This is a genomic window from Mesorhizobium sp. M0808, from assembly GCF_040320025.1.
In the GTDB taxonomy this organism is placed as follows: domain Bacteria; phylum Pseudomonadota; class Alphaproteobacteria; order Rhizobiales; family Rhizobiaceae; genus Mesorhizobium.
The window spans coordinates 1-24307 of the sequence record NZ_JAMYOX010000032.1 but is presented as its reverse complement, the minus strand read 5'-3'; the positions used below and the strand labels follow the sequence as shown (position 1 = coordinate 24307).

27 protein-coding genes and 1 pseudogene are annotated in these 24307 nt (G+C 61.8%); 7 read left to right on the top strand and 21 right to left on the bottom strand.

Going from position 1 to position 24307, the window contains the following annotated elements; all coding sequences use genetic code 11:
* Nucleotides 1-94: 94 nt before the first annotated feature.
* The 4 genes from NKI25_RS27095 to NKI25_RS27080 are packed head-to-tail and all read right to left on the bottom strand — an operon-like array spanning nt 95 to nt 2838.
* Nucleotides 95-835: an ABC transporter ATP-binding protein gene (locus tag NKI25_RS27095; protein WP_352999910.1), complete on the bottom strand. Its 741-nt coding sequence runs from the start codon at nt 833-835 to the stop codon at nt 95-97.
* Nucleotides 804-1601 carry an ABC transporter permease gene (locus NKI25_RS27090; RefSeq protein WP_352593998.1) on the bottom strand — a complete coding sequence of 266 codons (798 nt, stop codon included), beginning with the start codon at nt 1599-1601 and terminating at the stop codon, nt 804-806. Before NKI25_RS27090 ends, NKI25_RS27095 begins: the two co-directional genes overlap by 32 nt.
* On the bottom strand, nt 1598-2584 hold the full coding sequence (locus NKI25_RS27085; RefSeq protein ID WP_352786743.1) for an ABC transporter substrate-binding protein: 987 nt from the start codon (nt 2582-2584) through the stop codon (nt 1598-1600). The genes NKI25_RS27090 and NKI25_RS27085 overlap by 4 nt, the downstream gene beginning before the upstream one ends.
* Nucleotides 2581-2838 (bottom strand): hypothetical protein, encoded by a 258-nt coding sequence (locus NKI25_RS27080; RefSeq protein WP_502897015.1) that lies wholly within the window; start codon nt 2836-2838, stop codon nt 2581-2583. The genes NKI25_RS27085 and NKI25_RS27080 overlap by 4 nt, the downstream gene beginning before the upstream one ends.
* 364 nt (nt 2839-3202) lie before the next feature.
* Here NKI25_RS27080 and NKI25_RS27075 point away from each other — a divergent pair, with 364 nt between their 5' ends.
* Nucleotides 3203-3583, top strand: coding sequence for a c-type cytochrome (locus tag NKI25_RS27075; protein ID WP_352450669.1), 381 nt, complete (start codon nt 3203-3205; stop codon nt 3581-3583).
* A gap of 60 nt (nt 3584-3643) precedes the next feature.
* Here NKI25_RS27075 and gph read toward each other — a convergent pair whose 3' ends face one another.
* From gph to NKI25_RS27025, 10 genes are all read right to left on the bottom strand, one after another.
* On the bottom strand, nt 3644-4345 hold the full coding sequence (gene gph, locus NKI25_RS27070; RefSeq protein WP_352786742.1) for a phosphoglycolate phosphatase: 702 nt from the start codon (nt 4343-4345) through the stop codon (nt 3644-3646).
* A complete protein-coding gene (locus NKI25_RS27065; protein WP_352622906.1) occupies nt 4342-4899 on the bottom strand; it encodes a thioredoxin family protein in 558 nt (185 codons plus the stop codon). Before NKI25_RS27065 ends, gph begins: the two co-directional genes overlap by 4 nt.
* 22 nt (nt 4900-4921) lie before the next feature.
* Nucleotides 4922-5608 (bottom strand): ribulose-phosphate 3-epimerase, encoded by a 687-nt coding sequence (gene rpe, locus NKI25_RS27060; protein ID WP_352786741.1) that lies wholly within the window; start codon nt 5606-5608, stop codon nt 4922-4924.
* 62 nt (nt 5609-5670) lie between these two features.
* On the bottom strand, nt 5671-6609 hold the full coding sequence (gene cbbX, locus NKI25_RS27055; RefSeq protein ID WP_352622904.1) for a CbbX protein: 939 nt from the start codon (nt 6607-6609) through the stop codon (nt 5671-5673).
* A gap of 7 nt (nt 6610-6616) precedes the next feature.
* Nucleotides 6617-7051: a ribulose bisphosphate carboxylase small subunit gene (locus NKI25_RS27050; protein WP_023678835.1), complete on the bottom strand. Its 435-nt coding sequence runs from the start codon at nt 7049-7051 to the stop codon at nt 6617-6619.
* 18 nt (nt 7052-7069) lie between these two features.
* The gene (locus NKI25_RS27045; RefSeq protein WP_376705236.1) at nt 7070-8563 is read right to left on the bottom strand and encodes a ribulose-bisphosphate carboxylase large subunit; all 1494 of its coding nucleotides are present in this window, start codon (nt 8561-8563) and stop codon (nt 7070-7072) included.
* Between the two features lie 22 nt (nt 8564-8585).
* Nucleotides 8586-9665, bottom strand: coding sequence for a class II fructose-bisphosphate aldolase (gene fba, locus NKI25_RS27040; protein WP_352999893.1), 1080 nt, complete (start codon nt 9663-9665; stop codon nt 8586-8588).
* A 10-nt stretch (nt 9666-9675) separates the two neighbouring features.
* Nucleotides 9676-11697 (bottom strand): transketolase, encoded by a 2022-nt coding sequence (gene tkt / locus NKI25_RS27035; protein WP_352786740.1) that lies wholly within the window; start codon nt 11695-11697, stop codon nt 9676-9678.
* A 10-nt stretch (nt 11698-11707) separates the two neighbouring features.
* On the bottom strand, nt 11708-12580 hold the full coding sequence (locus NKI25_RS27030; RefSeq protein ID WP_023678839.1) for a phosphoribulokinase: 873 nt from the start codon (nt 12578-12580) through the stop codon (nt 11708-11710).
* 5 nt (nt 12581-12585) lie between these two features.
* Nucleotides 12586-13632: a class 1 fructose-bisphosphatase gene (locus NKI25_RS27025; protein WP_352622902.1), complete on the bottom strand. Its 1047-nt coding sequence runs from the start codon at nt 13630-13632 to the stop codon at nt 12586-12588.
* 123 nt (nt 13633-13755) lie between these two features.
* Here NKI25_RS27025 and NKI25_RS27020 point away from each other — a divergent pair, with 123 nt between their 5' ends.
* On the top strand, nt 13756-14691 hold the full coding sequence (locus NKI25_RS27020) for a LysR family transcriptional regulator (RefSeq protein ID WP_352956987.1): 936 nt from the start codon (nt 13756-13758) through the stop codon (nt 14689-14691).
* A gap of 235 nt (nt 14692-14926) precedes the next feature.
* Here the strand turns inward: NKI25_RS27020 and NKI25_RS27015 are convergent, their stop codons facing one another.
* Together NKI25_RS27015 and NKI25_RS27010 are read right to left on the bottom strand one after the other, a co-directional pair.
* Nucleotides 14927-15307, bottom strand: coding sequence for a nuclear transport factor 2 family protein (locus tag NKI25_RS27015; RefSeq protein WP_352956986.1), 381 nt, complete (start codon nt 15305-15307; stop codon nt 14927-14929).
* A 188-nt stretch (nt 15308-15495) separates the two neighbouring features.
* A complete protein-coding gene (locus NKI25_RS27010) occupies nt 15496-15858 on the bottom strand; it encodes a hypothetical protein (RefSeq protein ID WP_352622899.1) in 363 nt (120 codons plus the stop codon).
* Between the two features lie 79 nt (nt 15859-15937).
* Between NKI25_RS27010 and NKI25_RS27005 the strand changes: the two genes are divergently transcribed.
* From NKI25_RS27005 to NKI25_RS26990, 4 genes are all read left to right on the top strand, one after another.
* Nucleotides 15938-16516 carry a TetR/AcrR family transcriptional regulator gene (locus NKI25_RS27005; protein ID WP_352622898.1) on the top strand — a complete coding sequence of 193 codons (579 nt, stop codon included), beginning with the start codon at nt 15938-15940 and terminating at the stop codon, nt 16514-16516.
* 37 nt (nt 16517-16553) lie between these two features.
* Entirely contained in the window at nt 16554-17858 is a 1305-nt protein-coding gene (gene fabF / locus NKI25_RS27000) for a beta-ketoacyl-ACP synthase II (RefSeq protein WP_352783654.1), read from the top strand.
* A 66-nt stretch (nt 17859-17924) separates the two neighbouring features.
* Complete coding sequence (locus tag NKI25_RS26995; RefSeq protein WP_352622896.1) at nt 17925-18740, top strand: oxidoreductase; 816 nt, start codon at nt 17925-17927, stop codon at nt 18738-18740.
* 295 nt (nt 18741-19035) lie between these two features.
* The gene (locus tag NKI25_RS26990; protein WP_023678847.1) at nt 19036-19236 is read left to right on the top strand and encodes a hypothetical protein; all 201 of its coding nucleotides are present in this window, start codon (nt 19036-19038) and stop codon (nt 19234-19236) included.
* A gap of 27 nt (nt 19237-19263) precedes the next feature.
* On the opposite strand, the gene NKI25_RS26985 is transcribed toward NKI25_RS26990, so the two are convergent.
* The 5 genes from NKI25_RS26985 to NKI25_RS26965 form a co-directional block, all read right to left on the bottom strand.
* Nucleotides 19264-19893 (bottom strand): hypothetical protein, encoded by a 630-nt coding sequence (locus tag NKI25_RS26985; RefSeq protein ID WP_352706515.1) that lies wholly within the window; start codon nt 19891-19893, stop codon nt 19264-19266.
* Nucleotides 19893-20753, bottom strand: a complete 861-nt coding sequence (locus tag NKI25_RS26980) for a lanthanide ABC transporter permease protein PedC (RefSeq protein WP_352458846.1) — start codon at nt 20751-20753, stop codon at nt 19893-19895. Before NKI25_RS26980 ends, NKI25_RS26985 begins: the two co-directional genes overlap by 1 nt.
* 11 nt (nt 20754-20764) lie before the next feature.
* Nucleotides 20765-21553 carry a lanthanide ABC transporter ATP-binding protein PedB/LutE gene (locus tag NKI25_RS26975; protein WP_031212311.1) on the bottom strand — a complete coding sequence of 263 codons (789 nt, stop codon included), beginning with the start codon at nt 21551-21553 and terminating at the stop codon, nt 20765-20767.
* A gap of 98 nt (nt 21554-21651) precedes the next feature.
* Nucleotides 21652-22578, bottom strand: a complete 927-nt coding sequence (locus tag NKI25_RS26970) for a YVTN family beta-propeller repeat protein (RefSeq protein WP_352622940.1) — start codon at nt 22576-22578, stop codon at nt 21652-21654.
* 60 nt (nt 22579-22638) lie between these two features.
* The gene (locus NKI25_RS26965; RefSeq protein ID WP_352999908.1) at nt 22639-23814 is read right to left on the bottom strand and encodes a lanthanide ABC transporter ABC transporter substrate-binding protein PedA1; all 1176 of its coding nucleotides are present in this window, start codon (nt 23812-23814) and stop codon (nt 22639-22641) included.
* Between the two features lie 315 nt (nt 23815-24129).
* Here NKI25_RS26965 and NKI25_RS26960 point away from each other — a divergent pair.
* Nucleotides 24130-24307, top strand: a pseudogene (locus NKI25_RS26960) (alcohol dehydrogenase catalytic domain-containing protein); the annotation flags it as partial.

Below are 24307 nucleotides of genomic sequence, written 5' to 3'. Positions count from 1 at the left end.
AAACAGGCGCGCGTGGCGGTGCCTCACAGTCTCGCCGTTTTATTGGCCATTGGCTGCGAAATACCTTGCAATCCGCATTCGAGCCGTAAGGCGATCAGGCCACGCCCGGAAATTTTTGCTGGAACGACAGCAAAAGGTCGCTCATCACCTGTGGGTTGCGATGGTGCCGCGGCAAGCCTACGTCGAACATGCCGAGCACATGGGCAGGGCGCTGCGCAAGCACGATGATGCGGTCCGACAGCATCAGTGCCTCGCGCAGATTGTGGGTTACCATCAAGGCGGTCGTAGGCCGCGCTGACCAGACGGTCAAAAGCAATTGCCGAAGCCGCTCGGCGGTCTGTTCGTCGATGGAGGCAAAGGGTTCGTCCAGGAAAAGTACCGCCGGTTCGGTGGCGAAGGCCCTGGCAAGCGCTGCCCTGCGCGCAAGGCCGAGCGAAAGCTCCGCCGGATAGAGCGAGCGCATGCCGGCGAGGCCGAGAGTGTCAAACAGCTCGTCGAGACTCTTCGCTCTTAGGCTTTTCGGCAGCGCCAGCCTGACATTCTGCTCCACCGTCCGCCATGGCAGCAAAGTAGGCTCCTGGAACACGGCGGCGATGCGGTTCGAGCCCCCTTGCGGCAGTTGGAAAGAGCCGGAAAAGTCTTTGTCCAGTCCAAGCAGGATGCGCAACGTCGTGGTCTTGCCGCAGCCCGACGGCCCAAACAGGCAAGCGAATTCGCCCGGCCGGACCTCGAAGGACAGACCCTGAAGCGCCGTGATCGACACACCTTGCGCGGACCTGAAGGTCTTTTCGGCGATGTCGACCCTAAGCGGGACGGCGGCGCCAACGGGTTGCATGTCGTTCAATGGGCTGCACCAGGAGAAGTTCGATGACAAGCATCACCGCCACGAAAGCCAGCGTGTACGCGAGAATGGCGGCGACGTCGAAGAGCTGGAAATAGAGATAGATCTGGAAACCGACGCCATTGGAGCGGCCGAGCAGTTCGACCACCAGGACGATCTTCCATATGAGGGCGATGCCGGACCGCGAGGCCGCGGCAAAATAGGGCTGCAGTTGCGGCAGCAGGACATGGCGGATGCGCTCGAGTGGGGCGAAGCGGTAGACGGCGGCCATTTCGGCATAACGCGGATCAAACGCCCTGGCGCCTTCGCGCATCGTCACCACGACATTGGGGATCTTGTTCACGGCAACTGCGCCAATCGCCGCCGCCTCGTTGAGGCCGAACCAGATATAGGCGAGCACGATGACCACCAGCGCGGGAATGTTGAGAAACAGGACCACCCACGGACTGAAGAACCGGTCCGCACCGCGGTAGCTTCCGAGGATGACGCCGATGACCGAGCCGATAATCATTGCGGCGACGTACGCCGCAGCAACCCGTCCGAGCGTGGCGCCAAGATGATAAAAAAGGTCACCGCTCGCCGCTTCCCTGAGCAGTACCTGCCAGACCTGCCCTGGTGGGGGGAAAGCACGGCTTTGCCACAGATGAGCCGCGAGGCCCCACAGCAGGCAAAGTCCAATCAGGGAAACCGTTACCGTCAGCGCTGGTGTCAGCGGCGTCGCAAAGCCGGATCGACCCGACTTGTCTTCCGTTGCGGTCATTTCGCGAGTTCCGGCCAGAACGTGCCGGGCGCCATCTCGGGCGCCCTGCCAACCAGCTTCTCGCCGCCTATCGCGGCCAGCACGTGATAGAGTTTGCCCGCATCGGCCGCTTCTTCGGCGACCGGCCGTCTTGGGATGCCCTGGCGATAGCGGTCGCGCAGTTTTTCCAGCTCCTTGCCTTCTGCGCGAATGAGCGGCGCCAGGCGCAGCCATTCTTCATCGGATCTGGCCAGCAACTCCTTGGCCTGCTTGGAGGCCTTGACGAAGCCTCGGGCGGCATCCGGATTGTCGTTCGCCCATTGGTCGTGGAAGACGTAGCCGAGCGCCGATACGGGGCCCGAGGCACCAAGCGCTTTCGCCGCATCATCCGCGCCGATCAACCGACGAAAGCCGTTGGCCTCGAGCCGGGCGCAGAAATGCCAGAAATTGAGCACGGCATCGAGTTCGCCTTGCATCGCCTTTTCAGAAATCAGCGGCGGCGCGCCAAAGACGACGTCACAGGCTGTCGGCAGGTCGAGGCCGTGATCGCGTCTGGCCAGCGCCTGGACCAGTAGCCAGCTCTTGTCGAGCGGGCCGTCGGCGACACCGATTTTCTTTTCCTTGAGGTCGGCGAGCGTCCGGATCGGCGATTCCTCCCTCACCATGATTGCCCCTACGGCGGTCGAATAAGGGGCCAATGTAAGGTCGCCGCCCTCGGAGCGCTGGCGCGAGACCCACAGCCAGTCGGTCACGATCATGTCGATCGCGCCGGCCAGCAGCGCGACGTTGGTCGCATCCTCCCCGGCGAAGTAGACGATTTCCAGATCGATCCTGTTGGCCTCGTCGAGCTTGTGGCGTTTCAACGTATCGAGTTCCCAGCTCACGGTGCCGAACTTCAGGACACCAATTCGGACCTTAGCTTTCGCAAAGACGGCAACCGGCTTTGAGGCGAGGATGGCACCCAGAGCCGCCAATCGCAGCGTCGTGCGCCGCGAAATCATCATGGCGTCTCCTCTTTTAGGGTCGTCGACGAACCAGGAATGTCGATCAAATCGATCGTTCCTTGCTCGGAACGGCACATTTCCAGCGCACGACCTTGAGACTCGGATGTTCCTTGAGACCATTTTGCGATCTCGGCGGGCGATAGGAACATGCATTGGAACAGAGAGCCGCGGCTCTCGAAATAGAGATGTTCATCTCGGCAATTGCCCGGATTGGCGCTAAGGCACACCGTTAATATGAGATCGACCATGTCCATTTGGCACTTATCGTCGCCTGCGCGGCGAACTCTCCAGAGTTCGTGCTTTGGAGTTGCGCGGATTCCTGAAGGTGCCCAAACAGCAAACCGGTTGGAGGGAGGCTACGCGTTCGGCCAACAGGCGTCAATGATATGGACCGCGTGTCGCTACACACTTCCCTTCGCGCAGTCGGGAAACGAAACAGGACCTTTGTACGATTGACTTCCTTCATCGGCAGTCTAGCTTTTCGAGGCGTGCAGGTGCTGCCAGTCCGGGGAGGAAGGACGAATAGTTCGCTCTCCCGCTTTAAAACGAATGCCGGCGATCAAGGCATCGACACGCGTAAAGTGTCCCGGGCACTCACACGATCAATGAGGAAATGCCATGCGCGCAGTCGCATTTTTCGCCGCCGTGTCCGTCGCCACCTTTGTCACTACCCAGTCTCAGGCACAGGATGCCGCGGCGGGTGAGAAGGTCTTCGCCAAATGCAAGGTCTGCCACGTCGCAGACAAGGACCAGAACAAGGTCGGTCCGTCCTTGAACGGCGTTATCGGCCGAACGGCCGGGACGCACCCGGGGTTCAGCTATTCCAAGGCCATGACCGAGGCCGGCAAGTCCGGCGTCAAATGGGATGAGGCGACGCTGACGACCTACCTTCGCGATCCCAAGGCGATGGTCAAAGGAACCAAGATGGCGTTTGTCGGCCTCAAGAAAGACGAGGACATCGCCAACGTCATTGCTTATCTGAAGCAATTCTCAAAATAACGCGGTACCGCCGGCCGTTGGATTGCGCTCGGCCGGCGTTGGCTCGGCTTTGCGCATGGGTCACGCAGCGTCTTGCAGCCTTCGCATCGCTGACGGCAGATCGAACAGGCTGTCGCAAACGAGGTCGGCGCAAAGCTCTTCAACGGGAATTTGGCTGTATCCGCCACGCAGCAGAATGACTGCCATGCCGGCGGCGCGGGCGGCGGCCACGTCGGCGCTGCTGTCTCCGACCATCAGCGTGTCACGAGGTTCGACCTGAAGCAGGTCGAGCGCCAGCAACAGCGCGTCTGGCGCCGGTTTCAAGTATGTCACCGCGTCTCCGCCGATGATCGCGCCGAGATAGTCCGTCAGCCGAAAATGCAGCAGGATTTCGCGAGCCGCCAGCTGCGGCTTGTTGGTCACCACGGCCATGGCTATTCCGCTCAAATGCAAGTGCGTGAGAACCTCCCTGACGCCAGGCATCAGCCTCGTGCGGCCGGTCAGATGCCTGCGATAGATCGCCGCCATGACGCGGTTGGCCTCATCGAGCGCGATGCCGAGGAGCGGCGTGCCGGAAGCCGCGAAGGCCCTTTCGACCAGTTTCCTGATGCCGCCGCCGATCATGGCCTTGACCTGATCCAGGCGCAGCGGCGGCAGATCGCGTCCGGCCAGCAATTCGTTGACGGCGGCCGCAATATCAGGCGCCGAATCGACCAGTGTGCCGTCAAGATCGAACAGGATCGCCTTGCGCGAGCGAAACGGCCTGCCTGCGCCGACGTTCATGCAGCATCCTTCCACTTGATCGAACAGCCGATCGAAGCGATCTGGTCAAGCGGTCCGTCGCCGGTTCGGGCAACCTGCTTCATCGCCTCGAACAGGTCGCGCCTCAGCCCGGGCAATTCGGCGTCGCGTCGCGACGCGTCCAGCCGGCCGCGATATTGCAGCGTCAACTCGCTGTTGAGCCCGAAGAAATCCGGGGTGCAAACGGCTCCATAGGCACGCGCCACCGTCTGGTGCTCGTCATGGAGATAGGGGAAAGTGAAGCCGTTCGTCCTGGCAAAGAGCTTCATGTTGTCGAAGGAATCATCTGGATAGGCGTCGCTATCGTTGGAGTTGATCGCGACGAAGCCGATGCCTTCGGCCTTGAGGTCATTGGCGTCGCGCACCATCCGTGAAATCACCGCCTTCACATAGGGGCAGTGGTTGCAGATGAAGGCCACCACCAGCCCGTTCGGGCCGGCGTGGCTGAAAATCGAATGCGATGTGCCGTCGACGCCGGGCATAACGGCATCAGTGGCTTGCCAGCCGAAATCGCAGACAGGTGGGATTGCCGCCATATTTGCACTCCGATGTGACGGTTTACGCGGCTTTCCGGATCGCCCCGTCGGCCGCCTGCCTGATGGCGTCGATATTGGCACGATAGGCAGCCTCGGTGCCACCCTTGAAGATGGCCGAGCCGGCGACCAGCACATTGGCGCCGGCCGCGGTGACCAGCGGAGCGCTCTCGGGGGTGACGCCGCCGTCGATTTCGATGTCGATCGGGCGGTTGCCGATCAGCGCCTTGACCCGCCTGACCTTGTCGACGACAGCCGAAATGAAGGCTTGGCCGCCGAAGCCCGGATTGACGGTCATCAGAAGCACAAGATCGAGCCGGTCGAGCACATATTCGATGACGCTTTCCGGCGTCGACGGGTTCAGCGACACGCCGGCCTTCTTGCCGAGATTTCTGATTGCCTGCAGCGAACGGTCGAGATGCGGTCCGGCCTCGGCATGCACCGTAATGATGTCGCAGCCGGCATCGGCGAAGGCGCCGAGATAGGCGTCGGCCGGCGCGATCATCAGGTGGCAGTCGAAGACCTTGTCCGTTCGATTACGGATCGCCTTGACCACCGGCGGACCGAAGGTGATGTTGGGCACGAAATGGCCATCCATCACATCGAGATGGATCCAATCGGCACCCGCCCGGACGACCGCTTCGACCTCGTGGCCGAGCCGCGAGAAGTCCGCGGAAAGCACCGAGGGCGCGATGATTGTCTTGGTATCCATGATCGTCGGCTCCCATTCTGTCGTCCGTTTCCGGTCGCTGCACACCAACCGGCGTCATTTTGTCAGCGCGCCTTCGTGTCCGGTTCGCCTTCGAGCTTGCCTTCCGCGAACACGCGGCTGCCGCGAATATCGGATTCCTCAATGGTGATAAGGTCAGTTTTCGTCAACGCCCGGTCGCGCGACGCGAAAAGCCGGCTGGCCTGGCGAAGCCGCGCCCGGTCGAGCCCATTGCGGACCGAGCGGGCGTTGGAGAAATGCGGCAGCCGCATGCGGATCGGGAGATACTCTTCGAGCGCCTTGGCCGCCGCCTCGCTGAGCCGGTAATTCTGTTCCGCCAGCATGATCTCGGCGATCGATTTGAGTTCGCTGACGCCGTAGTCGGGAAAGTCGAGGTGGTGGGCGATGCGCGAGCGCATGCCGGGATTGCTGTCGAAGAAGCGGTCCATCTTGTCCTTGTAGCCGGCAAGAATCACAACCAGATCGTCACGGTTGTTTTCCATGCATTGCAGCAGGATTTCGATCGATTCCTGGCCGTAGTCGCGTTCGTTCTCGGGCTTGTAGAGATAGTAGGCCTCGTCGATGAAAAGCACCCCTCCCATGGCGCGCTTGATCACTTCGCGGGTTTTGGGCGCGGTGTGGCCCACATACTGGCCGACGAGATCGTCGCGCGTCACCGCGACCATATGCCCTTCGCGGACATAGCCAAGACGATGCAGGATTTCGGCCATTCTGAGCGCCACGGTGGTCTTTCCGGTACCGGGATTTCCCGTAAAGTTCATGTGCAGCGTCGGTGCGCCAGAGATCAGCCCGAACTTACGGCGAAGCCGGTCGACCAGGAGCAGCGCAGCGATCTCGCGGATGCGGTTCTTGATGGGCTTCAGGCCGACGAGTTCGCGGTCGAGCTTGTCCATCACCTCGTCGATGTTGGACGCCTCGAACTCGGCCTGTAGATCAACCGATTCGCCCTGCGCGGCAGCGCTCTTTGCTATCGCGTCCAGCATGGTTCGCCTAGCTCCGTTCGCCTTCGGGCCTATCGGTCGCATAAGGCACGATCGAATAGCCCTGACTGCGGCCGTCACGCTCTTGGCGCAGCAGCCGGAACCCGGGTTCATTGGGTGGCCGGTTGACGATGAATGACATGCGCGGTGCTTCCCAGCCCTTGGTCGAATCGAAGGCGGTGACCCGGACATACATGTTGGGCATAGCTTTCCGGCAATTGTTGACTTCAAGCAGGATGCCCGCCGGGTCCCTCAGGTCGAACATCGGGTTGCCGTACATTTCCCAATAGGTGTTTCGCGGATGCGGATCGTCCGTGTATTCGACGCTGACCGCCCAGTGGTTTTTCAGGGCGTATTTGATCTGCGCCGAAATCTGCTCATCGGTTAGCTCGGGCAGGAACGAAAACTGTCCCTGCGTGACCTTGTTTCCGGGATTGGTCATCATGGCGACGGTTCCTTTCGTCTAGAAGCTCGGCGTTGCGGTTGGCACAAAGTCGGCCGTGTCGGTCGATTCGTAGTTGAAGGTGACGTCCTTCCACGTCTCCAGGGCCGCCTTGAGCGGCGTGCACCATCTGGCCGCCTGTTCGAGGATTTTGGTCCCTTCGCGCAGATAGTCGCGGCCCTCGTTGCGGGCGAGGATCATCGCCTCCAACGCGACGCGATTGGCCGTCGCGCCGGCCTGGATGCCGTCCGGATGGCCGATCGTGCCGCCGCCGAACTGCAGGATGACGTCCTCGCCGAGATAATGGATCAACTGGTGCATCTGGCCGGCATGGATGCCACCGGAGGCGACGGGCATCACCTTGTTGAGCGAGGCCCAGTCCTGATCGAAGAACAGCCCGGTTTCGAGGTTCTGCGGCGTGCGCTCCTCGCGCAGCGTGTCATAAAACCCCTTGATCATAAGCGGGTCGCCTTCCAGCTTGCCGACCACCGTGCCGGCATGGATGTGATCGACGCCGGCCATCCGCATCCATTTGCAGATGACGCGAAAATTCATGCCGTGGTTCTTCTGGCGCGAATAAGTCGAGTTGCCGGCCCGGTGGAGGTGCAGGATCATGTCGTTGCGGCGTGCCCACTTGGCCATCGACTGGATCGCCGTGTAGCCGATGACGAGGTCGATCATGACGATGCAGGAGCCAAGCTGTTTTGCAAATTCGGCGCGCTCGTACATCTCCTCCATCGTGCCGGCGGTGACGTTGAGATAATGGCCCTTGACTTCGCCGGTGGCGGCCGACGCCTTGTTCACTGCCTCCATGCAGTAGAGGAAACGGTCGCGCCAATGCATGAAGGGCTGTGAGTTGATGTTCTCGTCGTCCTTGACGAAGTCGAGGCCACCCTTCAGCGCCTCGTAGACGACGCGGCCGTAGTTGCGGCCGGACAGGCCAAGTTTCGGCTTCGTCGTCGCGCCGAGCAGCGGCCGGCCGAACTTGTCGAGCCGCTCGCGTTCCACCACGATGCCGGTCGCCGGGCCCTGGAAGGTCTTGAGGTAAGCCACCGGGATGCGCATGTCCTCGAGCCGCAAGGCCTTGACGGCCTTGAAGCCGAACACGTTGCCGATGATCGATGCTGTCAGGTTGGCGATGGAGCCGGGCTCGAACAGGTCGAGGTCGTAGGCGATATAGGCGAAGTACTGTTGCTCGATCCTGGTGCCTGGACCTGTGTTCGGCACCGGCTCGGATTTGAATGCCTTGGCGCGGTAGAGCTCGCAGGCGGTCAGCCTGTCGGTCCACACCACGGTCCATGTCGCGGTAGAGGATTCACCGGCGATGGCGGCGGCCGCCTCCTCGTGGTCGACGCCGGGCTGCGGCGTGATCCGAAACATGGCGATCAGGTCGGTCTCCTTGGGCCGGTAGTCCGGCTCCCAGTAGCCCATCTTCTTGTAGGGGATGACGCCCGACCTGTAGCGTTCCTTGCCTTCCTTGAGCGTGCCTGCTGAGGGCATGTCGATCTTGTTCATGGGCAGGTCTCCTGTTTGCCGCTCAGGCGGCTTTCGCGGTTGCGATATGGGGGTCGAGCTTTCCTGCAGCGTAACGTTTCGCCATCTCATCCATGGCGATCACCCTGATCTTCGACGCGTGGCCTGCGGTGCCGAAGCGTTCGAAGCGATCGCGGCAAAGGTCGCGCAGGGCGTCCATGGCGGGTTTCAGGAATTTACGCGGATCGAATTCGCGCGGGTCCTCCGTCGCAACGCGGCGGAACTGCCCGGCCATGGCCATTCGGCAATCGGTGTCGATGTTGACCTTGCGCACGCCGTAGCGGATGCCGCGCTCGATTTCCTCGACCGGGACGCCAAAGGTCTGGGGCATCTCGCCGCCATAGTTGTTGATGATGTCCTGCAGTTCCTGCGGCACGGAGGAAGACCCGTGCATGACCAGATGCGTGTTGGGCAGCTTTTCGTGAATCGCCTCGATCACCTGCATGGCCAGGATACCGCCGTCAGGCTTGCGGCTGAATTTATAGGCGCCGTGCGAGGTACCGCAGGCGATCGCCAGCGCGTCGACCCGGGTGGCGGTCACGAAGTCGACCGCCTGATCGGGATCGGTCAAAAGCTGGTCATGGGAAAGCGCACCTTCGGCGCCGTGCCCGTCCTCGGCCTCGCCCTGGCCGGTTTCCAGCGAGCCGAGCACGCCGAGCTCGCCTTCGACCGAAGCGCCGACCCAATGTGCCATGCGTGCGACACGTTCGGTGATGGCGACGTTGTAATCGTAGCTCGCCGGTGTCTTGGCATCCGCCATCAGCGATCCGTCCATCATCACCGAGGTGAAGCCGTGGCGGATCGCCGACAGGCAGGTGGCCTCGTTATTGGCGTGATCCTGATGGATGCATAGCGGAACGGCCGGATGGATTTCGGTCAACGCCTCCATCATCTTGGCCAGCATGATGTCATTGGCATAGGAACGGGCGCCGCGCGAGGCTTGGATGATAACCGGCGCATCGCAGGCCCTGGCGGCCTCCATGATGGCGAGGCCCTGTTCCATGTTGTTGATGTTGAATGCCGGCACCCCGTAGCCGTGCTCGGCGGCATGGTCGAGAAGCTGGCGAAGGGTGATGCGGGCCATGGTCGTCCTCCTAGATGATGAGCTTCAGCGCCGCTGCCGCGACGGCTTCGGGCGTGATGTCGAAATGCCGGTAAAGGTCTGGGGCAGGGGCGCTGGCGCCGAAACCGGCCATGCCGACGAAAGTGCCGGTGTCGCCGATCCAGCGGTCCCAGCCGAGCCGTGCTGCGGCTTCGATGGCAATGCGGGGCGCCGAGCCGAGGACGGCCTTGCGGGTGCCGGCGTCCTGCTCCTCGAAAAGCTCCCAGCACGGCATCGAGACAATCGCGGCGGCGACGCCGTGCTCGGTCTCCAGCCGTAGGGCGGCGGCAACCGCGATTTCGACCTCCGAGCCGGTGGCGATCAGCGTCACCGCGCGGTGCCCGGCTGGCTCGCGCAGGATGTAGGCGCCCCGGCTCGACCGGTTCTCGTCGCTGTGTGGCTCGCCGCTAGGTGCTTGGCGCAGCATCGGCAGGTTCTGGCGCGAGAGCACCAGCACGCTCGGCCGCTTCTCGCTTCTCAGCGCCAGTTCCCAGCACTCCGCCGTTTCGACGATGTCGGCCGGACGGAAGACGTTGAGGTTTGGCGTCGCCCGCAGCATCGCCAGGTGCTCGACCGGCTGGTGGGTCGGGCCGTCCTCGCCGAGACCAATGGAATCGTGCGTCATCACATAGATGACGCGCTGGCCCATGAGCGCCGAGAGCCGCATCGCGCCGCGCGCGTAGTCGGCGAAGCACAGGAACGTGCCGCCATAAGGCACGAAGCCGCCATGCAGTGCGATGCCGTTCATGGCTGCGGCCATGCCGTGCTCGCGGATTCCGTAGTGGATGTAACGGCCGGCGTAGTCACCCGGCGCGATGCGGTTCATACCCTTGGTGATCGTCAGGTTCGAATGCGTCAGATCGGCGGAGCCGCCGACGGTCAGTTCGGTTGCGCCATTGATCGCAGCGAGTGCCATTTCCGAGGCTTTTCGCGTTGCAACCTTGGTGGCCTTCCCGACATGTTCCTTGCGGAAGGCGCCGAGCGCTTCGAAGACCGCGTCGGGCAGGGCGCCGGCGACCGCGCCCTCGAAGGCCTGGCGCCGCGGCGAGGCGGCAAGCCGCTGCTCCCAGGCGCGGCGTGCCGCTTGACCGCGGCCGGCAATCTCGCGCCAGGCGAAAAGGATATCGTCCGGCACCTCGAACGGCGCGAAGGCCCAGCCGATGTTTTCGCGCGTCGCGGCGATCTCCGCATCGCCCAGCGGCGCGCCATGCGTCTTTTCCGAACCGCCCAGATTGGGCGCTCCCTTGCCGATCACCGTGCGGCAGGCGATCAGAGACGGCTGGTCCGATTGCTGCGCCGCTTCGATTGCCGCCGCAACGGTTTCGGTGTCGTGGCCGTTCACCGACTGGACATGCCATCCAGCGGCTTTGAACCGCGCCGGCTGGTCCATCGATGTCGACAGGGAAGTGGGCCCGTCGATCGAGATCGCATTGTCGTCCCAAAAGACGATCAGCCGGGAGAGCTTCAGGTGACCGGCAAGATCGATCGCCTCGTGGCTGATGCCTTCCTGCAGGCAGCCGTCGCCGGCGATCGCGTAGGTGAAATGGTCGACGAGATCGGCGCCGTGGCGGGCCGCAAGCATGCGCTCCGCCAGCGCCATGCCGACAGCGGTCGAAATGCCTTGTCCAAGCGGGCCGGTCGTCGTCTCGATGCCAAGCGCATGGCCATATTCCGGATGTCCGGCGGTGCGGCTGCCCAGCTGGCGAAACCGCTGCAATTCTTCGATAGGCATGTCTTCAAAGCCTAGCAGGTAATGCAGCGCATACTGCAGCATCGAGCCGTGCCCGGCCGACAGCACGAAGCGGTCACGATCGGGCCAGTTGGGGGCCGACGGATCGATATTGATGAAGCGGCTGAACAGCACCGTTGCGACATCGGCCATGCCCATCGGCATGCCCGGATGACCGGAATTGGCCTTTTGGACGCTGTCCATCGCCAGTGCGCGAATGGCGTTGGCCATGTCGCGCTCCGAGACGGCGGCGACGGGCTTCAGTGCTGCTGCCTGGCTGTTCATGGCGTCCTCCTCACGACACACGGTTCTTGCGTTCGATCAATTGCAGGATGAGCGGCGTCAGGATCAGCTGCATGGCAAGGTCGAGCTTGTTGCCGGGCACCACTATGGAATTCGGCCGCGACATGAACGAGTCGTGGATCATCGAAAGCAGGTAGGGGAAATCGATGCCGCGGGGATTGGCGAAGCGGATAACCAGCATCGATTCGTCGGGCGTCGGTATCCAGCGCGCGATGAATGGATTGGACGTGTCGACGATCGGCACGCGCTGGAAGTTGATGGCGGTCTGCGAAAACTGCGGGACGATGTAGCGGACATAGTCCGGCATGCGGCGCAGGATCACGTCCATCACCGCCTCGGTGGAATAGCCGCGCGTTGCGCGGTCGCGATGGATCTTCTGGATCCATTCGAGATTTATGACCGGCACCACGCCGATCTTGAGATCCGCGTGCCTGGCCAGGTTGATCTTGTCGGTGACGACGCAGCCATGCAGGCCCTCGTAGAAGAGCAGGTCGCTCGGCGGAAATTCGCGCCATTCGGTGAAATGTCCCGGCGGCGTGCCGTACTGCTTCTCCTCATCCTCATCATGGATGTATGTGCGGGTCTTTCCGGTTCCCCGGCGGCCATATTCCTCGAATACCTCTTCGAGGATTGCCAGTTCATTGGCCTCGGCGTGGAAGTGGGTGAAGTTCGGATTGCCCGCCTTTTCCTCCTCGGCCACCTTCGCCTTCATCGTGGCGCGGTCGTAGCGATGGAAAGCATCGCCTTCGATGAAGGCGGCGCCGATGTTCTCGCGCCGGAAGATCAGCTCGAAGATGCGCTTGACAGAGGTAGTGCCTGCGCCCGACGACCCGGTGATGGTAATGATGGGGTGCTTTGCCGACATGGTCTTCAGGCCCTGAAAAGGCCGCGGCGGCTGAACAGCGGCGCGCGCTCGCCGATGGCGCTCGGTTCGGTGTGGTAGCGGGTGATGCGCGCGACTTCGCGCGCCGATCCGAAAACCATGGGCACGCGCTGGTGCAGGTTCTCTGGTTCGATTTCGAGGATGCGGGTGATCGTATCGGTGGCGGCACCGCCCGCCTGTTCGACGAGATAGGCGATCGGGTTTGCCTCATAGACGAGGCGCAGTCGCCCCTGGCGGTAAGTCTTGCGCTTGTCGCCTGGATACAGGAATACGCCGCCGCGCATCAATATGCGGTAGCAGTCCGCGACCAGGGAGGCGATCCAGCGCATGTTGAAGTCCTTCTCGCGTGGGCCTTCCGTACCTTCGAGGCAGTCGTCGATGTAGAGCCGCACCGCCTCGTCCCAATGCCGGTAGTTGGCGGCGTTGATGGCGAACTCCTGGGTTCGCTGTGGGATGATCCGGCTCTCGTAGGCCTGGACGAAGGTGCCGAGCCTGGTCGAGAGAACGAAGATATGCGTGCCGCTGCCGAGCGACAGAACCAGCGCCAGCTGCGGGCCGTAGATGAAGAAACCGGCGCCCAGCTGGTTCACGCCTGCCTGCAAAAAGGAGGCGGCCGGATTCCCATCCGGCGCACCAATTGCAGGGAGGAGCGAGAAGACCGTTCCGATCGACACGTTGGTGTCGATGTTGGATGAGCCGTCGAGCGGGTCGATGGCGATGGCAAGAGGCGCTTGCCTGTCGAGCAGCACCGGCTGCTCCAGTTCCTCGGAAGCGTAAAGCGCGATCGGAGCGTGGCGCATGGCGTTGAGGAAGATGTCATCGGCGAAGACATCGAGATCCTTCTGGATGTCGCCGTCAGCATTGGCGCCGCGGGTTCCCGCAAAGGCCGTGCCGAGCACCCCTTGATTGATGGTGTTGCGGATCGTGGTGGCCGCCTGCGTCAGCTGACGGATGGTCGCTACGACGGCGGAGCGCAGTTCGTCCGGCTCGCCAAGATAGGAGTTCAGAAAAGCGTCGAGCGTTGCCGCTGGCATCGTAACCTCCCGATCCAGCCGCCTCTCCTCGGGTCGGCCGGATTGGGAAAGGAGAACAAACGACGCTGGATAAGTAAAATTCAATAACTTTACTCAGGCACTTAAAAAATTTTAGTATGCTGTATGAGAAATCTCACGCTCAAGCAGTTCAAGACCGTTCAGGCAATCGTCGCCCACGGGAGAATCGTCAGTGCGGCCAAAGTGTTAGGCCTGTCTCCTCCAGCGGTGACGATTCAGTTGCGGCAAGTTGAGGAAGAGTTCCAGCTGGCCTTGTTCGACCGGACGTCGGACGGCATGCGTCCCACTGCCGCAGGTCTGGCCTTCGTCGAGACGGCACAGGCCATCGAGGAGCGGCTTCGTCTGCTCGAAGACAAGATGGATGCGATCAAGGGCGTGCGCGCCGGCAGCTTGCGGCTCGGCGTCGTTTCCACGGCCAAATATTTCGCACCGCGGCTGATGGCCGCCTTCATGAAGGAACATCCCGATATCGACATGCGGCTTGCCATCGGCAACCGCGCCGAGACGATCGATAATCTGAAGAACCACGACATCGATATCGCGCTGATGGGACGCCCGGCGAAGGAAGTCCCGGTGCGTGCTTCGGTCTTCGGCGATCACCCGCTGGTCATCATCGCACCGCCCGACCACCCGCTGGCGTCGGCACGCGACATTTCCAAGGAGCGGATCGCCGAGGAGCATTTCCTCATTCGCGAGCCCGGCTCCGGAACGCGCATCTCACTGGAAATATTCCTGAGCGACGTGCCCGGCCGCATCGACGATCTCGGCGTCGAGATGGGCTCGAACGAGACCATCAAGCAGGCGGTGATGGCCGGGCTCGGCATCGCGTTCATCTCTGCCCACACCATCGCTGCCGAAACCGAAGCCGGCCGGCTGGTCATCCTCGACGTCGTCGGCATGCCGATCCGCCGGCAATGGTTTTCGGTGATGCGCAGCGATCACGCGATCTCGCCGGCGATGGCGACCTTCCACGATTTTCTGATGCGCAAGGGCGCGATGTACCTGCCACTGTTCGGCAAGCTCTATCCGCACGAGGACTGAACAGTAGAGGTCGCGCGAGTTAGGGCGCGCGGTCCAGGCAAACGCTTCAGATAAACGATGGTGTGTATCAGCGGCTGATCGGCTGTGATCTCCGGACCGACGTCCACGAGCCGAGGATAGGCAGGCATCGCTGGTGGCACGCATTTGCGGAGCCGAGGCGACCGCCCTCCAAGCGCTGGCCCACGCGGTAGCGCCCCCGCGTTCACGGAACGGGTGGGCTCTGACTGAGCGTCTGCTAGCCTACAATTGGTTCGGCGACAGCTTCTTCTAGGCCAGTTGCCGCTTGGGCGGCAAGACCGCGGGCCGCTGCTTGTGAATCGTAAAATTCCTCAAGTGCATAGACTCTGCCCCACCGCAGGGTGAACACGTGGAGACCACGGTTGACGTACGACGCGTCGCCCTTGAGCAGCGTTGCGGTACCGTCCCACTGGGCAGACACGGTGGTATGCCACGGCCAGCCCTTCACCCAGATGTGGTTGACCGTGAGATGGAGATTGGGCAGGACGCGGCCGAGGCGCTCAAACCAGCGGCGCATGGCTTCTTTGTCGCGGCGCTCACCACCAAGTGCGTGGGCGCCGGAAACGCGGTGATGGACATGCAGCGCGAGTGCCTTCACCGCCTCATCCCAGCGATGGTTGTTGACGTGGTCGAAGCTCTCTCGGACGATTTCTCGACAAAATAACTGTATAGCATTTGACCTCTCCCCAAACTTATTCGATGGCGTGATCGAGGCACCGTGTGGTGAGCCGAGCGGACGCGAGAGCACACGGCCAGCAGCACGCCGGCTGCGGTCTGAACTTCGGCTCAGCGTATTGTCGCGTCGGCTCGCAGATGCATGTTCGTCTCGGTCGAGACCGTCACCTCATCCCCGGACCTTGAGAACGCGTAGAGCGAGTCCTGGTGGCCCGGCATGGAAAATGCCACGGAGTCGTCGTCGGCGAGGCCCATGACGACGCGCAGCGGATCGCCCCCGGTCTTCAGCGCGAAGGTGGCGGTGACCTCCAGGAGGTCGCCGTCGACCGGGACGTAGTAGACCACCATGTCAAGGTGTCCCTCGTGCAGGCTGCCGCTTTCGATCGGGCGTCCGATGGTGGCCTCCTCGGCAAAAGCCGGGGCCGCAAGAAACAGCGCGGCCAGGAGCGATGCGCTCAAGGTTTTGCGGATCATTTCGTATCTCCTTTTTAGATTGCGTTCGAACTCTATATAGGCTATAGATTACGAACGCAATCTAAAAAAGAGGTCAACAATGCGCGTAAGTCGTACTCAGGCAGCGGAAAACCGCGAGACTGTCATCAACGTGGCAAGCCGCCTTTTTCGGGAGCGCGGCTTTGACGGTATCGGCCTTAAGGATCTGATGAAGGGTGCCGGACTGACCCAAGGCGCATTTTACAAGCAGTTCGCATCCAAGGACGACCTGGCGGCGCAAGCGTCCAGGCGGGCGATGGAGAGCGCCACCCGTCGATGGTCGGCCGCGACTGCGGCAAACCCTGATGATCCGCTTGGCGCGGTGATCGCGTTCTACCTCAGTATGGACCATCGCGGAGAAAAGATGGACGGCTGCCCGATCGTGGCGCTCGGCTCGGATGCCGCCAGACAGGGCAAGGACGTGAAAGCGCCGTTCGAAGCCGGGATCAAGGAGCATCTCGAGATCCTCGGCCGTTTCATTGCTGAGGCCAATGGCGGGGAGTTCGATGGCAGGGCCATGGCCATTCTCTCGACAATGGTCGGTGCGCTGATGTTATCGCGCGTCATCAACGATCCTGACCTCGCGCAGGCCTTTCTGGATGCGGCGGCCAATCAGGTTCGTGAATCAGCCGGCACTTGAACGGCGTGGCGGCGCGCCCGAACTGACAGGAAAATAGATGCGACGGATTGTTGTTACGGGCATGGGAGCGGTTACGCCCCTTGCTGCCGATGTTGAAACGTCCTGGTCGCGTCTCCTGGCCGGCCGCTCGGGCATCCGGAGGCTTGCGGATGATGTGGTGTGCGACCTGCCGGCGAAGGTCGGCGGGGTGGTGCCCTCCACAGAAGAAGATCCGGACGCTGGTTTCGATCCGGAAGCCATCCTTCCGCCGAAGGATCAGCGCAAGGTAGACCGGTTCATTCTCTTTGCGCTGGCCGCGGCACAAGAGGCGCTCACCCAAGCAAGATGGGCCCCCGTCTCGGAAGCGGATCGCTTGCGCACGGCCACGATCATCGCCTCGGGCGTCGGCGGGTTCCCGGCCATAACCGAGGCGGTGCGCACGGTCGACCGGCGCGGCGTCCGCCGTCTATCACCTTTTACGGTGCCGTCCTTCCTGGTGAACCTCGCGGCAGGCCACGTCTCGATCCGCTATGGCTTCAAAGGTCCGCTCGGTGCACCCGTAACGGCGTGCGCGGCCGGCATTCAGGCGATCGGCGATGCGGCTCGCCTAATCCGCGCCAACGAGGCCGATATTGCCGTGTGCGGCGGGACGGAAGCATGCATGAATCTTGTCAGCCTCGGTGGGTTTGCGGCGGCACGCTCTCTTTCGACGTCCTTTAATCACCGTCCTGATGAGGCCTCCCGACCGTTCGACAAGTCGCGGGACGGCTTCGTCATGGGCGAAGGAGCCGGCATGCTGGTCATCGAGGAATTGAGCCACGCGCTGGCGCGCGGCGCAAGACCGCTGGCCGAGCTTGTCGGCTACGGCACGACGGCGGATGCTCATCACGTCACCTCCGGTCCCGAGGACGGCGACGGTGCGCGCCGGGCCATGGAGATCGCAATCGCCCAAGCAGGGATTTCGCCCCACGAGGTTCGTCATCTCAATGCCCATGCGACCTCCACGCCGGTGGGCGACCTGGGTGAGATCGAAGCGATCAAGAGCGTGTTCGGGCGCGATTTCGCGATAGCTGTCAGTGCAACGAAATCGGCGACCGGACACCTGCTCGGAGCCGCCGGCGGGCTCGGAGCAATCTTCGCAATCCTGGCGCTCAGGGATCAGATGGCACCGCCGACCCTCAATCTGAGCGCTCCCGATCCGGCCGGCGACGGGATCGACTTCGTCGCAAACCGGGCCCGGCCGATGGCGATGGGCTATGCAATCTCCAATGGCTTCGGCTTCGGAGGCGTTAATGCCAGCGCGCTGTTCCGGCGCTGGACGGATGATCTGGCCGGCGCGTGTACCGGAGGCGCTCATGATTGACGCCTTTCGCTCCGACCTGTCGTGCTTCTCCCACGCCAATCCAAAACGAAGAAAGAAGTGACCTCCATGAACAAGACCAATCTAGGCGTCGCCCTGGTGACGGGGGCATCAAGCGGTATCGGGCACACAACGGCCAAAGCCCTGCAGAACGCGGGCTTTCGCGTGTTCGGAACCAGCCGTCGCGCGGTCGTCGACCGATCCGATGGCGTTACCATGCTGGCCTGTGACGTGACCGATGACACGTCCGTGGCGAAACTTGTCCAGGACGTGCTGGCCGAGACCGGGCGCATCGACCTGCTTGTCAATAATGCCGGCGTTGGCCTGCTTGGTGGCGCGGAGGAGTCCTCGATGGCCCAGGCCAAGTCGTTGTTTGACGTGAACGTCTTTGGCGTTATGCGAGTAACCAAAGCGGTGTTGCCGACAATGCGCCGCCAAGGCAAGGGCAGAATCGTCAATTTGAGCTCGGTGCAGGGGTTTATTCCAGCTCCCTATTTCGCGCTTTATTCGTCGACCAAGCATGCCGTTGAGGGCTACTCCGAATCGCTCGACCACGAACTGCGTACTTTCGGAATTCGCGTCGTGTTGGTGGAGCCCGCCTATACCCGCACCTCATTTGAAGAAAATCTCGCCAGGCCGGATCAGTTGCTTGACATCTATGACTCTGCTCGCGCTGGCATGAATGCAGCTGTGCGGAAAGCGATGGAAAAAGGCGATACGCCGGAAGTGGTGGCCAGGACCGTTTTGGCGGCTGCGACCGATCCCGCTCCGAAGGGGCGCTATGCGGCTGGAAAAATGGCGCGCCAGGTCAGTTTCCTGCGCCGTTTCGTCCCCGCATCCGCATTCGACAAGAGCCTGCGAAAGCAGAACGGACTGCCGGTCTGAGGTCGACAACAATGATATTCCTGTTTCGGTCGAGCCCATGCGAGAGCGCGTTCCAGGAGTTCACATTTTTTGGCACTGGGACAGCCGGACGCGCATCTTCGATGCGCGTGCGTCCGCGACCGAGCCCTGCGGTCATTGGCGTTAGATTAGTGCCATGTTATATTGCGGCGCGAAAGAGCGGGGGCCACGTTCCTTTCACACCCGTAAGTGATCCGTATGTGCGATCCCTGCAAACTGGTCGGTATCACGGAAACTCCCGGGCATGGGGTTCGGGAATCGATGGGGACAAGGGGTAATGCTCTACACGCTCGTTATGATGGTCTGCCTGACGGATGTGCCGCAGACCTGTGAACAACGCGAACAGATGGTGGACGGCCTGGCGATGAATCCCGGGACCGCCTTCATGCAGGCGCAATCGCTGGTAGCCCAGTGGATCGAGACGCATCCCGGTTATTTCGTTCAGCGCTGGCGCGTGCTGCCCGGCCGTGGATCGTGATATCCGCCGCGAAGATCGAATGAGGTTCTATTTCTTCGCGGCGAGCGTTTCCGAGACGGCCTTGGACAATTGATAAAGCCGCTGCTCGATTATCGTCGGCACTTCACAGACGTAGGTCAGTGATTGGACGCGTTCATTGAAAATTCGCGTTGCGAATTTCAGCTGTTCGGTTCGCCGATCGATCTCGTCGGGATCTGCATCCGGCTTTGCCCGCAATGCATCGACATCGGACGCTTCCTTGCGCAACGCGGCGGCCATTTCGAGCTGCTTGTGGGCGTAGCGGGAAATGCCGGAGATCACCTGCGAGCGCTCGGCGTCCAGGTGGTCGAACATGCCTTGCACCATCATCGCCATTTTGGGTGCAAGTTGCTCGGCCGGCAAGGAGGCCGCGAAATCCCTGATCTTCTTTTGAGCTTCCGCAATCGGCATCCGGCGAGCTGCCACTTCCTCGATCAGGGCGGAGATGGTGGGGTCTTTCGACCAGTCCTTCGCGGCTGAAGGAAGGTCCGGTCCGCTCCAGATCTGGCCGAGCGAGAGTTGCGGCACCTTTCGCTGCATGCAAGGCCAGTCTGGATCGGGGTTGGCTGCCATGGCGTTGACGCCCGGCGCGAGCATGGCGACCAGAGCCAGACCGCGAACATTGATCATTCGCGCCATCAGGCATTTCCTCCCGTGTCCTGTTTGCGGGTCATCAGGCCGCGCGAAGGGTCGTAGGCGATGATGGCGGCGGCAAGGAACAGCAGCGTGCAGCCGGCAACGACGCCCAGCGACAGCCAGTCAACCTGGCCGTAGAAGGCGAAGCGGATCAGTTCGACGGCGTAAGTAAATGGATTGGCGAGGCAGATTTTGTAGAGCAGGGGGCTAGCCTCCTGGATACGCCACAAGGGATAGAGTGCCGGAGAAGCGAAATAGCCGGGAAAGATGACGAAGTTCATGATGCCAGCGAAGTTTTCGAGCTGCTTGATCATTGAGGACAGAAGCATGCCGAGCGCGCACAGCATCATGCCTGACAGGAACAGCGCCGGCAGCACGGTGAGATAGCCAAGCGGCGGCGCCTTGACGCCCCAGAACCAGGCAACGATCAGGAACGCGTAAACCTGCGCGATCGACACGGCGACACCGGCGAGCATCTTCGAGATCAGTAAAAACCAACGCGGGAAGGGGCTGACCAGCAGGGTGCGCATGTTGCCCATTTCGCGATCATAGACCATCGACAGCGAAGACTGCATGCCCGAAAACAGCAGAATCATGCCGCACAGGCCCGGCGTGATGTAGACCTCGTAGAGCACGTAGGTCTTGTAGGGCGGGATGATCGATACGCCGAGCACCTGCCGGAATCCGGCGGCAAAAATGAACAGCCAGACGAGCGGCCGAACCAGCGAGGATATAAAGCGCTCGCGCTGATGCAGGAAGCGCAGGCACTCCCGCACGACGATCCCTTTGAGGCAAACGAGGTAGTGGTGGAGCCCAAACTGTTCGAACTTCACCGGCGTGAGGGCGGCGACTTTTGCGGGCATTGCGGGAGCGCTCATGGTGACATCTCCGCGATGCCGCTTGTTTCGATGCGGTTGAGCCTGGAAAAGGCGTCGCGGATCGAACTGGCACCGCTCGTCGCAACGACATCGGCCACCTTACCCTTGGCAACCAGGTCGCCCTGCCGCAGCACGACGACGTGGTCGCCGTCTTCGACCTCATCGATCAGATGCGTCGCCCACAGCACACCGATGCCCTCGGTTTCGACGAGTTTGCGGATGGTGGCCAAAATGCCCGCACGCGACTGGATGTCGAGACCGACCGTCGCCTCGTCGAGCAGCAGCAGGGAAGGGCGGTGGAGCAGCGCCCGCGCGATCTCGATGCGCCGCATTTGGCCGCCGGAAAGACTGCGTGCCTTGTCATGCTGACGGCCCTGCATGTTGACTGTATCGAGCAGCGCGGCAATGCGCTGCCGGGCTTGGTGTCCGCCAATGCCATGCAGCGAGGCGTGGTAGGAGAGGTTCTGGTGGACGCTGAGGTCGAGGTCGAGCGTGCGTGCCTGGAATACGATGCCGACACGCCTGAGCGCTTCGCCCGAAGCGCGGCTGACGTCATGGCCGAAGATGCGGATCGATCCGCGGCGGGTGCCGTAAAGATGGCTGATCAGTGAGAACAAAGTTGTCTTGCCGGCCCCATTGAGGCCGAGCAGAACGGTGAAAGTTCCCGGCGCGATCGAGAATGAGACGTCCTGGAGCGCTCGCTTCGGACCATAGGAATGGCTGATGCCGGCAACATCGAGCGCTGCCACCTCCTCTCCAGCTCCGCTTGTCCTCACATGCTGCATGCCGCTGGCTCCTTCGGGGCGCGCTGGTTATCTAGTGCACTCGCAACATCCCCGCGGCAAATATTCATCACGTCGGCCTCCCTGATCATTGCTGCGGTCTAGTGGGGCGATATGGCCACGCCCCAAGGCTGCTGGCCCACCGTAACCGATTGAACCGGCTCGTCCGTCGCCGTGTCGATGAATGTGATGTCGTTGGAATTGCCGTTGGTGGTGATCAGCGTCTTCTGATCGGGGGTGAAGTCGAGATGCCAGACGCGCTGGCCGACCAGGATGTATTTTTCCACCTCGTAGGTTTCGGTGTTGATGACGGCGACGTGGTTCGCTGGGCCGAGCGCGACATAGGCTTTCTTGCCGTCCGCGCTGATTGCGATGCCGACCGGCTGGATGGTTTCGGGCCGCAGTCCCGCAATCGCGAACTGGATCTTCTTCACCACCTCGCGTTTGAGACTGTCGATGACGCTGACGGTACCGCCGATTTCGGCACTGACCCAGATCTGTGATCCGTCGGGCTTGAATTGCGCAAAGCGCGGACGCGTGTCGACCAGGACGTTGTCGGTCACCTCATGGCTGTCGGTGTCGATGAAATGCGCCATGCTGGTGGTTTCGGAGGTGTTGACCATGGTTTTGCCATCGGGACTGACGGCCATGCCTTCAGGCTCCACCCCAACGGGAATCTCGGTCATGACCTGCTTGCTCTCGACGTTGATCGCGGTGACGAGATTGTCGTCCTCGTTGGCGACGTAGAGCGTCTTGCCGTCGGGCGAAAGCACGAACAGTTCGGGATCGGGGCCTGATGGCAGCGTGCCAACGATCTGCAGCCTCGCGGTATCGATGATTTCGATCGTATCGTCATCGCTGGCGCACAAATAGATGAACTTGCCGTCATGCGAGATGGTGATACCGCGCGGCCTCTGGCCGACTTCGACGGTCTTCACCACTTGCATCGTCGCCGTGTCGACGACCGTTATCGTATTGTCTTTCTCGTTGGAGACATAAACGGTGTAAGCCCACGCCGGATTGGCCATGAAGCCGAGAATGGCGAGTGCGCAAGCTCGTCTCTGCACGAAAATTCCTCCCGATTGGTTCTACTTAAGGACGCATTTCGTTTCCGGCTGATCGACGCCGAGCGTATCGAGCTCGGAGATTTGGTGGAGATAACCCTCCTGTGGCGATGTCGAGACCACGGATTTGGTGTCGCCGAGCAGGATTGGCTGGCGAAGCTGATGGTTCCACTGGCGGAAGGTCAGCTTCTGTCCCTTGAAGGCGGCGACCGAGAAATCGTCCGAGCCGATGTAGTCGCTGATCTTGTTCGGATCGTCGCCATTGGTCCGCGTGCTGGCTTCGCCCACCGCCCGCACCGCCGTCCAGGCCGACATATCCTTGGACAGCATTCGCCGGCCGGTCGTCCTCAGGAAACGGCTTTGCATTTGAATGCCACCCCATTGCTCGCTCGCGGGATGCCAGGACGATGCGACAAGACCGGCCGTGCCAGCGACCAGCCGCGGTGTCCAGGTGCGGTAGGGCACATAGGTTCCGAACACCTCGCTCTCATCGGCGACAAGCACCACGTCATGCTCCGGCAGATCCTGCGTGAACACGGAAATCTGCTGCTGTATCTGCGTGGCGCCGGTGTCGGTGCGGCGCGCCGTGCCGGTGTCTTTGAACTCCTTCTCGGCGACGATCTGACCGCCGAAGCGGGCCGCCGCGCGGCGCAACGCGGCCGCATAGAGATGATCCCGCTCATGCGAACCATAGAGCAGCACCCAATTCGGCCATTTCTTTACCACGAGATACTGCGCCAGCGCGTCAGCCAGCATGCTTCGCGTCGGCGCGATATGGAAAATATTTATGCGGCAGTCTTCCTCGCGCAGGCTGTCGTCGGTAGCACCGACATTGAAGACCAGAACGCCCTTGTCGCGGGCGATGTCTGCGATCGACAGCAATTGCCTGGCCGAGAGGTCCGCGACAACATAGCGGTCACCTTTGGCAATCAGATCGTTGAACGCCTGAACCGCGTCGGCGTCCGGCTTGACCTCGGCTATGTCGAGGCTGAATTTCTGGCTGAGGAACTTTCCTGTCGTGTTGTTATCGCCGATCGCCACATTGGCGCCGGCGACACCTTCGTCGCGTGGCGGCAGGTCCAGCAGGGAAAGCGCCAGTTGCGGCGCGTAGGCCCGCAAATAACCTATTCTGATTTCGGTTATCTTTCTTTCCGGCCTGTCGGCTGCGACCGGTTGCTTGCCCGTCACTTCTTGGGCCATCACGCCTGTAACGTTGGCGGTCTGGAAAAAAAAGCACAAAAAGGCCGCGAGAGTGCCTGGCACCGCGCTCGTCATCGATAAAACTGCCCATTCTTGCACTAAAGTCCGATTGTTCCCGGACCAGCGCGAATTCAAGGTGCCCACAATGAGCTTAGCGGACGCCACAAGATTTATCAAAGCCGTGCAAGTGGACTTACGTGTCTGCTTTAGTCCTATGCCTTTTCGAGGATACGGCGATGAATGAGCGTGTTGCGGTCTCATCCGCAGCAATGGCGGAATGAGAAACTCTATGGGTCGTCATGGGAGGATTGCCTGATGAAAACGCGCGCCGCTGTCGCCGTTGCCGCCGGAAAGCCGCTGGAGATCATGGAGGTCGACCTCGAAGGTCCGCGTGATGGCGAGGTGCTGGTCGAGATCAAGGCAACCGGCATCTGCCACACCGACGAGTTCACGCTGTCGGGCGCCGACCCGGAAGGCCTGTTTCCGGCGATCC

Excerpts from the sequence above, each read along its gene's own strand:
- cbbX (WP_352622904.1), bottom strand. The coding sequence starts at position 6,609 with ATGCTGGACGCGATAGCAAAGAGCGCTGCCGCGCAGGGCGAATCGGTT.
- NKI25_RS26990 (WP_023678847.1), top strand. The coding sequence starts at position 19,036 with ATGCTCTACACGCTCGTTATGATGGTCTGCCTGACGGATGTGCCGCAG.
- NKI25_RS26980 (WP_352458846.1), bottom strand. The coding sequence starts at position 20,753 with ATGCCCGCAAAAGTCGCCGCCCTCACGCCGGTGAAGTTCGAACAGTTT.
- NKI25_RS27080 (WP_502897015.1), bottom strand. The coding sequence starts at position 2,838 with ATGGACATGGTCGATCTCATATTAACGGTGTGCCTTAGCGCCAATCCG.
- fabF (WP_352783654.1), top strand. The coding sequence starts at position 16,554 with ATGCGACGGATTGTTGTTACGGGCATGGGAGCGGTTACGCCCCTTGCT.
- NKI25_RS27005 (WP_352622898.1), top strand. The coding sequence starts at position 15,938 with ATGCGCGTAAGTCGTACTCAGGCAGCGGAAAACCGCGAGACTGTCATC.
- rpe (WP_352786741.1), bottom strand. The coding sequence starts at position 5,608 with ATGGATACCAAGACAATCATCGCGCCCTCGGTGCTTTCCGCGGACTTC.
- NKI25_RS27050 (WP_023678835.1), bottom strand. The coding sequence starts at position 7,051 with ATGATGACCAATCCCGGAAACAAGGTCACGCAGGGACAGTTTTCGTTC.
- NKI25_RS27045 (WP_376705236.1), bottom strand. The coding sequence starts at position 8,563 with ATGAACAAGATCGACATGCCCTCAGCAGGCACGCTCAAGGAAGGCAAG.
- NKI25_RS27025 (WP_352622902.1), bottom strand. The coding sequence starts at position 13,632 with ATGCCAGCGGCAACGCTCGACGCTTTTCTGAACTCCTATCTTGGCGAG.
- NKI25_RS27030 (WP_023678839.1), bottom strand. The coding sequence starts at position 12,580 with ATGTCGGCAAAGCACCCCATCATTACCATCACCGGGTCGTCGGGCGCA.
- NKI25_RS27065 (WP_352622906.1), bottom strand. The coding sequence starts at position 4,899 with ATGGCGGCAATCCCACCTGTCTGCGATTTCGGCTGGCAAGCCACTGAT.
- NKI25_RS27020 (WP_352956987.1), top strand. The coding sequence starts at position 13,756 with ATGAGAAATCTCACGCTCAAGCAGTTCAAGACCGTTCAGGCAATCGTC.
- NKI25_RS26975 (WP_031212311.1), bottom strand. The coding sequence starts at position 21,553 with ATGCAGCATGTGAGGACAAGCGGAGCTGGAGAGGAGGTGGCAGCGCTC.
- fba (WP_352999893.1), bottom strand. The coding sequence starts at position 9,665 with ATGGCCCGCATCACCCTTCGCCAGCTTCTCGACCATGCCGCCGAGCAC.
- NKI25_RS27075 (WP_352450669.1), top strand. The coding sequence starts at position 3,203 with ATGCGCGCAGTCGCATTTTTCGCCGCCGTGTCCGTCGCCACCTTTGTC.
- NKI25_RS27090 (WP_352593998.1), bottom strand. The coding sequence starts at position 1,601 with ATGACCGCAACGGAAGACAAGTCGGGTCGATCCGGCTTTGCGACGCCG.
- NKI25_RS26965 (WP_352999908.1), bottom strand. The coding sequence starts at position 23,814 with ATGGCCCAAGAAGTGACGGGCAAGCAACCGGTCGCAGCCGACAGGCCG.
- tkt (WP_352786740.1), bottom strand. The coding sequence starts at position 11,697 with ATGAACAGCCAGGCAGCAGCACTGAAGCCCGTCGCCGCCGTCTCGGAG.
- NKI25_RS27085 (WP_352786743.1), bottom strand. The coding sequence starts at position 2,584 with ATGATGATTTCGCGGCGCACGACGCTGCGATTGGCGGCTCTGGGTGCC.
- NKI25_RS26985 (WP_352706515.1), bottom strand. The coding sequence starts at position 19,893 with ATGGCGCGAATGATCAATGTTCGCGGTCTGGCTCTGGTCGCCATGCTC.
- gph (WP_352786742.1), bottom strand. The coding sequence starts at position 4,345 with ATGAACGTCGGCGCAGGCAGGCCGTTTCGCTCGCGCAAGGCGATCCTG.
- NKI25_RS26995 (WP_352622896.1), top strand. The coding sequence starts at position 17,925 with ATGAACAAGACCAATCTAGGCGTCGCCCTGGTGACGGGGGCATCAAGC.
- NKI25_RS27010 (WP_352622899.1), bottom strand. The coding sequence starts at position 15,858 with ATGATCCGCAAAACCTTGAGCGCATCGCTCCTGGCCGCGCTGTTTCTT.
- NKI25_RS26970 (WP_352622940.1), bottom strand. The coding sequence starts at position 22,578 with ATGGCCAATCCGGCGTGGGCTTACACCGTTTATGTCTCCAACGAGAAA.
- NKI25_RS27095 (WP_352999910.1), bottom strand. The coding sequence starts at position 835 with ATGCAACCCGTTGGCGCCGCCGTCCCGCTTAGGGTCGACATCGCCGAA.